Here is a 14,070-nt window from a genome sequence, read left to right as displayed (position 1 = left end):
TGCGCATCGACGAGCACAGCCTGCCCGCCATCAGGCCCGTACCTCGCCGCACGGCTCAGGTCGCACATGTTCGAGGCCGGGGTTCCCCAGTTGGCACAACTGGCAGCGAGCGTCCCCAGGCACCAGCCACACTCCCCCACCTCACGTGCCAACCACTCCCGGGCACGCAAAAAGGCCCCGGCCTCGTCACGTTCTCACGGACGAGGCCGGGGCCCCAAGCGGTCACGAACCGGATTACTCGCGGAAGTTCATGCCAAAGTCGATGGCGCCCAGCGCGTCGAGGAAGTCCTCGGACACGGAGCCGTCACCGAAGTCGGCTTCGGAGTAGTTCGAGTTCGCCATGGCTTCAGCCGTCGGCTCGACGATGACGTCGTTGTAGCGCGACAGGCCGGTGCCAGCCGGGATGAGCTTACCGAGGATAACGTTCTCCTTGAGGCCCACCAGGGAGTCCGACTTGCCGTTCATGGCGGCCTCGGTCAGGACCTTGGTGGTCTCCTGGAAGGACGCGGCCGACAGCCAGGAATCCGTGGCCAGCGACGCCTTCGTGATACCCATCAGCATCTGGCGACCGGAGGCGGGCTGGCCGCCCTCGGCTGCGACGCGACGGTTCTGCGTCAGGTACGCCATGCGGTCGACGAGCTCGCCGGGCATGAACGTCGTGTCGCCGGGCTCCAGGATGGTGACGCGGCGCAGCATCTGACGGACGATGACCTCGATGTGCTTGGCGTGAATGCCCACGCCCTGGTCGCGGTACACCTTCTGGACTTCGTCCACGAGCATCTTCTGGGACACGTTGCGGCCCATGATGCGCAGGATTTCCTTGGGATCCAGCTGGCCTTCGGTCAGCGGGGTGCCTGCCTCGATGTGCTGGCCCTCGGAGACGAGGAGCTTCTGGCGACGCGAGACCTCGATGACCAGGTCTTCCTTGCCGTCGTCACGGGTGATGACGACCTTACGCGCGCTCGGGTCTTCGTCGTCGATGTGGACGCGGCCGGCGGCCTCGTTCATCTTCGCCTCGACCTTCGGGCTGCGGGCCTCGAAGAGTTCCTGGACACGGGGCAGACCCTGCGTAATATCCGCAGCGGAGGCGGCGCCACCGGTGTGGAACGTACGCATCGTCAGCTGCGTGCCGGGCTCGCCAATCGACTGAGCGGCGATAATGCCGACGGCCTCGCCGATGTCGACCTGCTTGCCGGTGGCCAGCGAGCGACCGTAGCAGGCCGCACAGGTGCCGACCTGCGACTCACAGGTGAGGACGGAACGGCAGACGATCTGCTCGACGCCTGCTGCGACGAGCTCGGCGAGCTGGTCGTCACCCAGGTCGGTACCCGCGGGCATGACGACCTCTCCGGTCTCGTTCACCGCGTCACGGGCGAGGTTACGGGCGTAGGCGGTCGTCTCGATGGTCTCGGACGCCTCCCACTCACCGAACTCGTTCTTGTGAGCGATATCGATCTTCAGGCCGGCGCGGGTGCCACAGTCGGCCTCGCGGACGATAACGTCCTGCGAGACGTCGACCAGACGACGGGTCAGGTAGCCCGACTCGGCGGTACGCAGAGCCGTATCGACCAGGCCCTTTCGGGCGCCGTGCGTGGCGATGAAGTACTCGAGAACCGTCAGGCCCTCGCGGTAGTTCGCCTTAATGGGCTGCTCGATCAGCTTCTGCTTCGGGTCGGACACGAGGCCACGCATACCGGCGATCTGCTGAACCTGAGACCAGTTACCACGGGCGCCGGAGTTCACCATGCGGTACACGGTGTTGCGCTCGTCGAAGTTCGCGCGCATGTCGTCGGCGACCTCTTCGGTGCACTGCAGCCACAGCTTCACGAGCTCCTCGTAACGGGTCTCCTCGAGGATGATACCCGTCTCGAACTGCTCGACGATCTCGGCGGCCTTGGCCTCGTAGCGGGCCAGGATCTCGCGCTTACGCGGCGAGGCCTGAATGTCGGAGAACGCAATCGTGATGCCCGACCAGGTCGACCAGTGGAAGCCGGCCGACTTCAGCGCGTCGAGGCAGTCCGCCACGAGCACGTTCGGGTAACGCTGGGTCAGCGTGTTCACGATGTTACCGAGCTGCTTCTTGCCGACGACCTCGTTGATGAACGGGTAGTCGGTGGGCAGCTGCTCGTTGAAGATCGCGCGGCCAAGGCTGGTCTCGAGGATCAGCTCGTCGCCGGGCTCCCAGCCCTCGGGGGCTTCCCAGCCCTCGGGCGGCACGGTGCCGTCGGCGAAGCGGATGCGCGCGGTCGCGTTCAGGTGCAGGTTGCCGGCGTCGTACGCCATCTGGGCTTCCGCCTGGCTGGAGAAGTACGGAATCACGGGGTTTCCGTCTTCGTCCTTCTCGACGGGCACCGACGGGTCGGGCGTCGAGGTCAGGTGGAACAGACCGATGATCATGTCCTGCGACGGCATGGCCACGGGGCGACCGTCGGAGGGCTTGAGGATGTTGTTCGTCGACAGCATGAGGATGCGGGCCTCGGCCTGCGCCTCAGCGCCCAGCGGCAGGTGGACAGCCATCTGGTCGCCGTCAAAGTCGGCGTTGAAGGCGCCACAGGCGAGGGGGTGCAGCTGGATAGCCTTACCCTCAATCAGCTGGGGCTCGAACGCCTGGATGCCGAGGCGGTGCAGCGTAGGTGCACGGTTCAGCAGCACGGGGTGCTCGCGGATGACGTCGTCGAGGACATCCCACACCTCGGGGCGCTGACGCTCAACCTTGCGCTTGGCGGCCTTGACGTTCTGCGCGTAGTTCTTCTCAACCAGGCGCTTCATGACGAAGGGCTTGAACAGCTCCAGGGCCATCTGCTTGGGCAGACCACACTGGTGCAGCTGCAGCTGCGGGCCGACGACGATAACGGAACGACCCGAGTAGTCGACGCGCTTACCGAGCAGGTTCTGACGGAAACGCCCCTGCTTACCCTTGAGCATGTCCGAGATCGACTTCAGCGGACGGTTGCCCGGGCCCGCGACGGGGCGACCACGGCGGCCGTTGTCGAAGAGAGCGTCAACGGACTCCTGAAGCATGCGCTTCTCGTTGTTGACGATGATCTCGGGGGCGCCCAGCTCGAGCAGACGCTTGAGTCGGGTGTTGCGGTTGATGACGCGACGGTACAGGTCGTTGAGGTCGGAGGTCGCGAAACGGCCGCCGTCCAGCTGAACCATCGGGCGCAGGTCCGGCGGGATCACGGGGATCTTGGTGAGGACCATCGAAGCCGGCGAGTTGCCGGTCGCGACGAAGGCGTTGATGACCTTCAGGCGCTTGATGGCGCGGGCCTTGCGCGGGCCGGAGTCAGAGGCGATGGTCTGACGCAGCGCAGCGACCTCGGCCTCCAGGTCGAAGGTCTCCAGGCGCTTCTGGATAGCGGCAGCGCCCATGTCACCCTTGAAGTAGGTGCCGTAACGGGCCACCATCGCACGGTAGAGGCGCTCGTCGCCCTCAAGGTCGCCAACCTTAAGGTCCTTGAAGCGCTCCCACACGGCCTCGAGGCCTTCGATGTCGCCGTCGAAGCGGCGGCGAATCTTGGCCATCTCGCGTTCGCCCTGCTTGCGGGCGCGCTCGCGCTCGGCCTGCGAGGCGCCGTCCTTTTCCAGGGCGGCCATGTCGGACTCAAGCTGCTCCGCGAAGTCGTTGATCGTCGCGTCGCGGTTGTTCTCCATCTGCTTCTTCTGCACCTCAAGTTCGGCGCGCAGTTCAGCCAGATCCTCGTGGCGACCCTTTTCGTCGACCTCGGTGATCATGTAGGCAGCGAAGTAGATGACCTTCTCGAGGTCCTTGGGCGCGAGGTTGAGCACGTAGCCCAGGCGCGAGGGAACACCCTTGAAGTACCAGATGTGCGTGACGGGGGCGGCCAGGTCGATGTGACCCATGCGCTCACGACGAACGCGCGAGCGAGTGACCTCGACACCGCACTTCTCACAGACGATGCCCTTGTAGCGCACGCGCTTGTACTTGCCACACGCGCACTCCCAGTCGCGGGTGGGGCCGAAGATCTGCTCACCGAACAGGCCGTCGCGCTCGGGCTTGAGCGTACGGTAGTTGATGGTCTCCGGCTTCTTAACCTCACCGTGGCTCCACTCGGCGATGTTGTCGCCGGTGGCCAGGGTGATCTTCAGGCTGTCGAACGTTTTGGCGTCCAGCAAAGTTATCTCTCCCTATCAGATCGCATCGATGGTCGCCGCAGCGTTCGGACGGGCTTCAAGAGTGATGCCCAGATCCTCACGCGCATTGAAGTCTTCGTCCTGCTCACGCAGGTCAATGACGTTGCCGGCCGCGTCGAGAGCTTCGACGTTCAGGCACAGCGAGCGCATTTCCTGGATGAGGACTCGGAAGGACTCGGGGATGCCGGGCTCGGGGATGTCCTCGCCCTTGACGATGGCCTCGTACACCTTGACGCGGCCGGTGGTGTCGTCGGACTTGATGGTCAGCAGCTCCTGGAGGGCGTAGGCGGCGCCGTAGGCTTCCAGGGCCCACACCTCCATCTCGCCGAAGCGCTGGCCGCCGAACTGGGCCTTACCGCCCAGCGGCTGCTGCGTGATCATCGAGTACGGGCCCGTGGAGCGGGCGTGGATCTTGTCGTCGACCAGGTGGTGGAGCTTGAGCATGTAGGTGTAGCCCACCGAGATCGGGTACGGGAACGGCTCGCCGGAGCGGCCGTCGAACAGACGCGCCTTGCCCTCGTAGTTGGTGAGGACGTCGCCGTCGCGGTTCGGGTTCACGTTGCGCAGCAGGCCCGCGAGCTCGTCGGCCTCAAGGCCGTCGAACACGGGGGTAGCAACGGGCGTGCCGGGCTCGGTCTTGATGCCGTCGGCGGGCAGGTGCGCCGCCCACTCTTCGCCGGCCTCAACAGCGGCCGAGGCATCCCAGCCCTGGTGGGCGAGCCACCCGAGGTGGTACTCGAGCACCTGGCCGACGTTCATTCGGCCGGGGACACCCAGCGGGTTGAGGATGATGTCGACGGGCGTGCCGTCGGCGAGGAAGGGCATGTCCTCGACCGGGAGGATCTTGGACACGACGCCCTTGTTACCGTGGCGGCCGGCCATCTTGTCGCCGATCGTGATCTTGCGTCGCTGGGCGACGTAGACGCGCACGGTCTGGCGGACGCCGGGGTTGAGGTCGTCCTGGTCGTCGTTGAATTCGCGAACGCCGATGACGATGCCCTCTTCGCCGTGGGGGACGCGCAGGGAGGTGTCGCGCACCTCGCGGGCCTTCTCACCGAAGATGGCGCGCAGCAGGCGCTCTTCGGAGGTCAGCTCGGTCTCACCCTTCGGGGTGACCTTACCGACGAGGATGTCGCCGGCGGTGACCTCGGCGCCGATGCGGATGATGCCGCGCTCGTCCAGGTCAGCGAGGGATTCCTCGGAGACGTTGGGGATGTCGCGGGTGATCTCTTCCTCACCGAGCTTGGTCTCGCGGGCGTCGACCTCGTACTCCTCGATGTGGATCGAGGTGAGGATGTCCTCTTCCACGACGCGACGGCTCAGGATGATGGCGTCCTCGTAGTTGAGGCCTTCCCACGACATGTAGGCGACGAGGAGGTTCTTGCCGAGCGCGACCTCACCGTTGGAGGTGGCGGGGCCGTCAGCCAGGACGTCGCCGACCTCGACGCGGTCGCCCTCGTCCACGATAACGCGCTGGTTAGTGCAGTTACCGGGGTTGGAGCGCTCGAACTTCTCGAGGCGGTAGGAGTCGCGGCCGCCCTCGTCCGTGGAGACGACGATCAGGTCAGCGGAGACCTCGGAGACGACGCCGGAGTGCGCGGCGAGGATCATTTCGCCGGAGTCGTGCGCGGCGCGCATCTCCATGCCGGTGCCGACCAGCGGGGCCTCCGTGGTGAGCAGCGGCACGGCCTGACGCTGCATGTTCGCGCCCATGAGGGCTCGGTTAGCGTCGTCGTGCTCGAGGAAGGGGATGAACGCCGCGGCGACGGAGACCATCTGACGTGCGGAGACGTCCATGTAGTCCACGCGATCGCGGGCGATCAGGGTCGGGTCGTCGCCGGCAACACGGCACAGGACGTCGTGCTCGGCGAAGGAACCGTCGGCCTCGAGGGGCGACGAGGCCTGGGCGATGTAGTGGCCCTTCTCGTCGTCCGCGGTGAGGTAGCGGATTTCGTCGGTGACCTTACCGTCCTTGACGACGCGGTAGGGCGTCTCAATGAAGCCGAAGGGGTTGATGCGCGCGAAGGTCGCGAGCGAGCCGATGAGGCCGATGTTCGGGCCTTCAGGGGACTCGATCGGGCACATACGGCCGTAGTGCGAGGGGTGGACGTCTCGAACTTCCATGCCCGCGCGGTCACGCGACAGACCGCCGGGGCCCAGGGCCGACAGACGACGCTTGTGGGTCAGACCGGCGAGGGGGTTGTTCTGGTCCATGAACTGCGAGAGCTGGGAGGTTCCGAAGAACTCCTTGATCGCGGCGACGACGGGACGGATGTTGATCAGCGTCTGGGGCGTGATCGAGTCCGTCTCCTGGGTGGTCATGCGCTCGCGCACGGTACGCTCCATGCGGGCGAGGCCGGTGCGGACCTGACCCTGGATGAGCTCGCCGACGGCGCGGATGCGACGGTTGGCGAAGTTGTCGATGTCGTCGACCTCAACGCGGACCTCGACGGCCTCGCCATTGCGGGTGCCGGCGAAGGTCTTGTCGCCCTGGTGCAGGGCGAGGAGGTACTTGACGGTCGCGACGATGTCCTCGAGGGACAGGGTCGAGGCCTTGGGGTCGGCTTCGATGGCCAGCTTCTTGTTGATCTTGTAGCGGCCGACCTTGGCGAGGTCGTAGCGACGAGAGTCGAAGTAGAAGTTGTTGAGCAGGGTCTGGGCGGCGTCGACGTTCGCGGGCTCGCCGGGGCGCAGCTTGCGGTAGATGTCGAGCAGGGCTTCTTCCTGCGTGGCGACCGTGTCCTTCTCGAGGGTCTCGAGCAGGACGGGGTAGGCGGCGAAGGTTTCACGAATCTCGGATTCAGTCATGCCGACGGCCTTGAGGAAGTGGGTCACCGACTGCTTACGCTTGCGGTCGATGCGCACACCGACGGCGTCGCGCTTGTCGATCTCGAACTCGAGCCAAGCGCCGCGCGAGGGGATGACCTTCGCGCCGAAGGTTTCCTTGTCCGACGAGCGGTCCGAGAGCTTCTCGAAGTACACGCCGGGGGAACGCACGAGCTGGGAGACGACGACACGCTCGGTGCCGTTGATGATGAAGGTACCGCGCGGGGTCATGAGCGGGAAGTCGCCCATGAACACGGTCTGGGACTTGATTTCGCCGGTTTCGTAGTTCATGAACTCGGCGGTGACGTACATCGGTGCGGAGTACGTGTAGTCCTTCGCCTTGGCTTCCTCCATGGAGTACTTGGGGGATTCGAGGCGGTGGTCGTGGAACGACAGGCTCATGGTGCCTGCGACGTCCTCAATGGGGGAAATCTCGTGGAAGATTTCTTCGAGGCCGGAGACGTCGGGGACGTCGCCGTGGCCAGATGCCTGAGCGGCTTCGACGCGGGCCTTCCACGCGTCGTTACCCAGCAGCCAGTCGAAGCTTTCAACCTGCAGGCCCAGCAGATTGGGGGCCTGGAGGGGTTCACGAAGCTTGGCGAACGAGATGCGGTGCTTGGGCTGTTTGGCGGTGCTGTTGGCAGCCAAAGGGGATCCTTCCCTGCATTAACGGTGCGCACGCTGCCTTATCACCCATTATCTGACGCGTCCTGGTCCGTCAAGCGCCTGTTACGACGGCTGGATACGGGTCACCTCGGGCATGATAAGGCGCAACTACTCAGCCTACCGTGAGTCGCATCGCGAGTCAAGGCTGCGTGTGATATGTGCACGGTTTCACGGGCGAGGCCGCGGCCAGTTTGCTCGTCAGGCGCGACGCTGGCAGAACCCGGGCTTGGGAGATGGTGCCCCAAGTCGGGCTTGAACCGACGACCCACGGATTATGAGTCCGCTGCTCTGACCGACTGAGCTATTGGGGCCCTGCTATCCTAACGGAGGAAGGCGCGAGTCTTCCACCGACGCCGCTCGCTGATCCGTCGATCACGCTGTAGCGACACGGGACCCTAGTCATTCCTATTGTGATTTTGCAAGGCTTGACCCAAACAAATTAAGGAGATGACATGAACGTCGCGGAGCAGATCGTGACTCAACTCGTTGACGCGGGAGTCCATCGGATCTATGGAATCGTCGGCGATTCACTGAACCCGATCGTTGACGCCGTACGCAAGACCGGCGGCTCGAAGAAGGGCGGCATCGACTGGATTCACGTCCGCCACGAGGAGGCTGCGGCGTTTGCCGCGTCTGCGGAGGCTCAGTTGACGGGCAAGCTCGCGGTGTGTGCGGGTTCGTGCGGCCCGGGCAATCTTCACCTCATCAACGGTCTGTATGACGCAAACCGCACGGGTGCGCCGGTCCTGGCCATTGCCTCGCACATTCCGAGCGTCCAAATCGGGTCGATGTACTTTCAGGAGACCCACCCGGACCGTATCTTCGAGGAGTGCTCGGTCTACAACGAGCTCATTTCCTCCGCGGCACAGTCGCCGCGCACGGTGAACTCAGCGATCCGCCACGCGGTCGGCTTGGGCGGCGTCTCGGTCATCACATTGCCCGGCGACGTCTCTGACCTCAAGGCCGTTGAGCACGTTCCCACCTACGCGCCCGCGCGCCCCGCGACGCTTGCTCCCAACGCCACCGATATTGAAGAGGCTGCAGCGCTCTTGAACAAGGCCGACAAGGTCGCTATCTTCGCTGGCGCCGGTGTCGAGGGAGCTCACGACGAGGTCATCGCGCTGGCGGATGCGCTCAAGGCACCGATCGGCCACTCGCTGCGCGGCAAGCACTTCATCCAGTACGACAACCCCTTCGACGTGGGCATGACGGGCCTGCTGGGCTACGGCGCGGCCGCCGAGGGCATGAACGACGCTGACGTGCTGATCCTGCTGGGTACCGACTTCCCCTACGACCAGTTCCTGCCGGACACCCCGACCATTCAGGTGGACACGCACGCGGAGAAGCTGGGCCGCCGCACGGACGTCGGCCTCGCGATCCACGCGCAGGTCAAGCCCTTCATCGAGGCACTCCTCCCCCACCTGCGCGCGAACCGCTCCGATTCCTTCCTGAAGTCCAAGATCAAGAAGCACTCGGAGATCATGCACGCTCCCGTGGGCGCATACACGCGCAACGTGGAGAAGATGCGCCCGATCCACCCCGAGTACGCGGCCCACCTCCTCAATGAGACGGCCGCGAAGGACGCGATTTTCACCGCGGACACGGGCATGTGCAACGTGTGGACCGCCCGCTACATTGATCCGCTCGGCACGCGCCGTCTCATCGGCTCCCTGCTGCACGGGTCGATGGCGAACGCCCTGCCGATGGCCCTGGGCGCTCAGGTCGCCTACCCGGATCGCCAGGTCGTGTCAGTGTCGGGCGACGGCGGGCTCTCGATGCTTCTCGGCGAGCTCATCACCGCGAAGATGTACGACCTGCCGGTCAAGGTGGTCGTCTTCAACAATTCGACGCTGGGCATGGTGAAGCTGGAGATGCTGGTCAACGGCCTGCCTGACTTCCAGACAGATGTCCCTGATACGAATTACGCGGACATTGCCCGCGCAATTGGCTTCCACGCGGAGCGCGTCGAGGACGCCTCTCGCCTGGAGGACGCGTACCGCGAGGCATTCGCTGCGCCCGGCCCCGCCCTCGTCGAGGTCATCACGGACCCGAACGCCCTCTCCCTCCCGCCGGCCATCACGGGCGGCCAGGTGGTCGGTTTCGCGACCGCGATGAGCAAGATCGTTCTCAACCGCGGCATCGCTGAGGCTTTCTCAATGGCTACCTCCAACATGCGCAACATCCCGCGGCTGTAGGTCGTGCGTCGCCCCCGAAGGCGAGGCTGGGGTCGGGTCGTTCACGCAACCCGCCCTCAGCCTCACGCACGTTTAACGTGGGGATCGTGTGTCGGCCCGCGAACGCACGAGCTTGGCCACGCACCACAAGCCCCCGCCGCACAGGAGAAGTCCAAGGGCTGCGGGGACAATGACGGAGGCCCCCGCCTCACCCGCAAACGCCACGCTCCACAGGGTTTTTGCGATGGCGATCAGCGCCATGACCGCTAGACCGAGCCAGAGATTGCGCCGCCGTAATGCTGCCGCTAGCGCCGCCAACGACAGTGGAACCATGACCGTGAGGAGGACCTTACCGGGCGTCCAATCACCCTGCAGGTACTGCTGTTCAAACTGGAGGAACTGCTGCACGCGCGGGCTCACCTGACGCGGTGGGGGAAACCATCCCATGCTGGTGAGGAGGAGGAGCACCGTCGCCATAATCCCCGCGCCGCTGCGCTTGTAGGCGAACCAGCACAATGGAATGAGGAAAAGCGGCCGAATATACCAGCTCAGCTGGTTCTGGTGGCGTTGCCATAGCCAGTCCCAGAAGCTCGGCACCGTGAAGGCTGCAGCAATGAACGCGACAATCAAGGCGCCACAGACGAATGCGATAGCTGTGTCATACTTTCGCAGTACCACCAACATGCACACAGGCTAGCACTCCCATCGAAACGTCACCGTCACGCATCCGTCGTCGGGTTGGTTGTTTGCGCCGCACATCCACGTGCACGGGGTCAACAATCGGCCGTATCGCAGTCATTCGGAGCGCACCATGCACTCCGGCCCAGCGCGAAGGCATCCCCTTCTAGCTATAGCGTCGGGCAATCGAGACCGCCTCGGGCACGTAGGAGCGGCCAAAGAGCGCGCAGTGGACCATGATGATGTGCATCTGGTGCAGGGCGACGCGCTCGCGCCAGCCGTCCTCTAGGGGCGAGGCCTCGTTGTAGGCGGCGAGGATGCGCTCGTAGTGCGGGCAGCCGAAGACCGCGAGCGCCGCCAGGTCCTCCTCGGCGTGGCCGCCCTGCGCGGCGGGGTCGATGAGGACGGCACCCTCGGGGGTCCACATGACGTTTCCGCTCCACAGGTCGCCATGGGTGCGGGCCGCGCCGACGCCTCCGGTACGGGCGATCGCGTCGGCGACGAGGCGCGGCTGGCCGTGGTCGAGCGCACCAGATTCGAGGCGCTCGCACAGGCGCTCGATAAGAGTCCTGTTGGACGCACTGAAGGCCGGGGCGTACAGGTAGGGGGCAATGCGTTCGCGCGCGTAGAAGGCACCCCAGGATCGGCACGAGGCCGGGGCCCGGTCGTGCGCTGTCTCGCCGCGCGCAGGGCGGCCGGGATGGCCCGCATCACTGGGCACACCGATGCCCGCATGATGTCTGTCGCCATTGTCGTCATTGTGGGCATGCCGAGGCAAGGTCAGGTGAGCCTCCCCCATCCACCCGTCGCCCTCGAACCCGGGCGGTGGCGCGCCCAGGTGGGGTGCGCCGGCGGCGTGCGTGTGGGCGAGGGCGCGGCCGAACCGCTCGGCGGCCTCGGCAGTTGGAGGGACGGAGACCAGACGCGGTTCCTCGAGCCACGTCGCGCCGAGATCGAGGACGGGCACGACGGCTGCCCCGGGGTCCGAGGCCTCGGCCAGCCACGCGAGGCCCGCGACCTCGTAGGCGATCCGCCCGCGGCGGCTATCCGCTTTCCTGATGGTGTCCATCGTGTGTTACCTCCTATCTGCGTGGAAGCTGCGGCGCTCCCTCGTCTCTTGGCGCTTCAGCACGCGACGAGTCCACGATATCAAGGGTTATGCGAGGCATCCGGGACTCCTCCAACGCTCAGAAAAGTTGCAGGTCGTCCGCTCGAGAGTGGATCGCTAACGACTCAAGTTCCCTATCGAGCGGGCGATGGCTTGACCGAGAAGATAGAAGCTACGCTCTGTGCCATGCAGATTGTCGGGTTCCGGCCCATCCTCCGCTACAGGAAATAGACCCGAACGGAAGATCAAAACCTCGTATTGTTCCTGGTACTGCGGCGCTGCTGGATCATCAGAGCCATAGAACAACTCGATCGTTCCTTCTTTAGGCATCCCAGCTTCGGTCGTTCCATCTGAAAAATTGCCCTCGAGGCGCCAGTAAGTCCGAATCGAGCAGCCAGGAGGCAGAGTTCGTTCAGTCTCAAAAAGGATCTTAACGTGTTCAGCCACGTCATCGATCTTTTCCGGCCAGTTGTCGAATTGGATATGCAAGTTTCTCGCAGCTGTCTTACCGACATTCGTGATCCGAAGATCAAAATGACGACGTCCAGCCAAACTCGGAACAATATCGGCATACACGTATGGACGCGTTTGTGCGATGCTATCCAATTTCATCTGCTCATTGGCTTCCGCAGCTGCGTTACTCGCTGCCTTCGAGGCGCGCATAGCTGATACAGCTGTGAAGCCGGCCCACACCGCTGCAACTAGTAGCCCCAAAGTAAAAACGGCAGTCGCAAAGGACGACCATGCAGCGACAGACTCGGCCCAGGACACTGTGTTCATGGTTGTCAATGCTATCCATTCGATTAACTCCTCAAAGCCAATTGAAAGATCCAATCGATGATTGCTTTCCAAGATGTTGCATCACCAGGGCAACCAGAAAACCTTCGCAGCCCCACACAATTGCTGGTTACGTTGCGCACTCCGGGCTAGGAACGGGGACAAGAGACAAAGAACCGTTGTCAGACGTAACCGGATCTGGGCACCCTCTTGTGCGCACACTGTGGCCCAAGGACTCGCACGTGAACCCGATGATCTGCGCGCGGGCAGCGCCGCCCACGTGCATACTCAAGGGTTAACGTGCGCATCAAAGGGTTAACACGCATATTCAAGGGTCCACGTGCACACAACACACCACGCGAGACAATGAATCCGCCAAAGCGCAGACCCATTCAGCCAAAACCGTCGTCGTTGGGCGCTTTTCGCCCAACGGGTATGCACGTTGGCAACAACAACGCTCCAGCCCACGGCCCTACGCCACCCAGCGGGGGAGAATTGCGCCATCCAAGGCTCCGACACGCCGGCGAAACGCCTCCAGAGGGCTTCGCATGGCGCAAAACCCCACCACCGTCGGCGCTTCGAGCGCGCGAGGACCACACCTGTACCTACGTGGATAGGTTGTCCTGATGCGGATAGGTTATCGGAACGCGGATAGGTTAATAAGCTATCCGCATCCTCATAACCTATCCATGTCGCAATAACCTATCCGCGTACGTGACTGGTTTCGCCGGGATAGAGGGCAGTGACGCACGGGACGGCCTGGCCTCATGGCCGGTGGAGGACATCGAGGCCTGATTGCAGTACCAGAGGGCGCGACAGAGTTCGCCCAACAGACAGCCCACCCGCCCACACGCGCAAAGAAACTCGCCCGGCAGGCTACAAAACGCCCCTTTTGGGCCATGTTGCCCGCGCTGGGCGAATATTGTCGCGCTATCGGCATTGACAGGTCGCGCTGGGCGAACTTTATCGCGCCCACGCTGCTTACCGCGCCGTGAGATGAAACCATCAACACCAATGCAGGGACCTCAGGACGCCTCCATGAAACCCACGACGCCTTTGCTCGATGAAATAGCGCCGAAAACGGGTGTATCTGGCTCGCAATGGTGCCGTCGGTTTCACCAGAGACGGAGCACGCGCCAGCAAAGGCGATGACGGTTTCACGAGAGTTCCCGAACGCACCGGTGGGCGGCGGTGGGGCCTGGCCGCGGTGCCGGTGGGCGGCGGTAGGGCCAGGGCGGGTCTGGAGACAACGTGCCACCGCACACAGCACCGCAGGCGCCGCCGGTGTGGAGGGCGCCGGAGGGTCCGGAGGGTACGGGCGGGCTTCGAGATCGACCACTCCGAGCCTTTAGGCTCGCGTGTGGCGATCTCGCGGGCGGCCGGGCCCGACGGCGCCCGGAACACCCGTGGGGCCTCAAGCAACATAATGCAGGAAGGCCGCCGCCCACGGGCACACCAAGCAGCCCGGCCACGCGGCCGGGCCCGACGGCGCCCGGAACACCAGCGGCGCCACAACAACGCACCACCCCAACAACACCCAGGCATACAAAAAACCGACATCCGGATCGGATGTCGGCCTGTGGTGGAGCTAGGGGGATTCGAACCCCCGACCTTCTCATTGCGAACGAGACGCGCTACCAACTGCGCCATAGCCCCAAGGACTCAAACAGCTTAGCACCATCACAA

Annotated in this window: 6 protein-coding genes and 2 tRNA genes; 1 reads left to right on the top strand and 7 read right to left on the bottom strand. The window is 64.3% G+C overall.

Features of this window, described 5'->3' with window-relative positions:
- Nucleotides 1-234: 234 nt before the first annotated feature.
- From FOC40_RS02970 to FOC40_RS02960, 3 genes are all read right to left on the bottom strand, one after another.
- Entirely contained in the window at nucleotides 235-4,137 is a 3,903-nt protein-coding gene (locus FOC40_RS02970) for a DNA-directed RNA polymerase subunit beta' (RefSeq protein WP_003795676.1), read from the bottom strand.
- Nucleotides 4,138-4,152: 15 nt separating this feature from the next.
- Nucleotides 4,153-7,629, bottom strand: coding sequence for a DNA-directed RNA polymerase subunit beta (rpoB, locus tag FOC40_RS02965; protein ID WP_003795679.1), 3,477 nt, complete (start codon nucleotides 7,627-7,629; stop codon nucleotides 4,153-4,155).
- 252 nt (nucleotides 7,630-7,881) lie between these two features.
- Nucleotides 7,882-7,958 (bottom strand) — tRNA-Ile (locus FOC40_RS02960).
- 141 nt (nucleotides 7,959-8,099) lie between these two features.
- On the opposite strand from FOC40_RS02960, the gene FOC40_RS02955 reads away from it, so the two are divergent.
- Nucleotides 8,100-9,842 (top strand): pyruvate dehydrogenase, encoded by a 1,743-nt coding sequence (locus tag FOC40_RS02955; RefSeq protein ID WP_003795680.1) that lies wholly within the window; start codon nucleotides 8,100-8,102, stop codon nucleotides 9,840-9,842.
- Nucleotides 9,843-9,914: 72 nt separating this feature from the next.
- On the opposite strand, the gene FOC40_RS02950 is transcribed toward FOC40_RS02955, so the two are convergent.
- The 4 genes from FOC40_RS02950 to FOC40_RS02935 all read right to left on the bottom strand — a co-directional run bounded on the left by FOC40_RS02950 (nucleotide 9,915) and on the right by FOC40_RS02935 (nucleotide 14,040).
- A complete protein-coding gene (locus FOC40_RS02950) occupies nucleotides 9,915-10,505 on the bottom strand; it encodes a hypothetical protein (RefSeq protein WP_003795682.1) in 591 nt (196 codons plus the stop codon).
- 160 nt (nucleotides 10,506-10,665) lie between these two features.
- Nucleotides 10,666-11,568 carry a fructosamine kinase family protein gene (locus tag FOC40_RS02945; RefSeq protein WP_155844113.1) on the bottom strand — a complete coding sequence of 301 codons (903 nt, stop codon included), beginning with the start codon at nucleotides 11,566-11,568 and terminating at the stop codon, nucleotides 10,666-10,668.
- A 156-nt stretch (nucleotides 11,569-11,724) separates the two neighbouring features.
- On the bottom strand, nucleotides 11,725-12,459 hold the full coding sequence (locus FOC40_RS02940; protein WP_231126054.1) for a hypothetical protein: 735 nt from the start codon (nucleotides 12,457-12,459) through the stop codon (nucleotides 11,725-11,727).
- Between the two features lie 1,505 nt (nucleotides 12,460-13,964).
- A tRNA-Ala gene (locus FOC40_RS02935) sits at nucleotides 13,965-14,040 on the bottom strand.
- Between the last annotated feature and the right edge of the window lie 30 nt (nucleotides 14,041-14,070).

This window comes from Schaalia odontolytica (assembly GCF_009730335.1).
GTDB classification, from domain to species: domain Bacteria; phylum Actinomycetota; class Actinomycetes; order Actinomycetales; family Actinomycetaceae; genus Pauljensenia; species Pauljensenia dentiphila.
The sequence above is the reverse complement of the archived record's forward strand: the minus strand, read 5'-3'. Positions and strand labels throughout refer to the sequence as shown.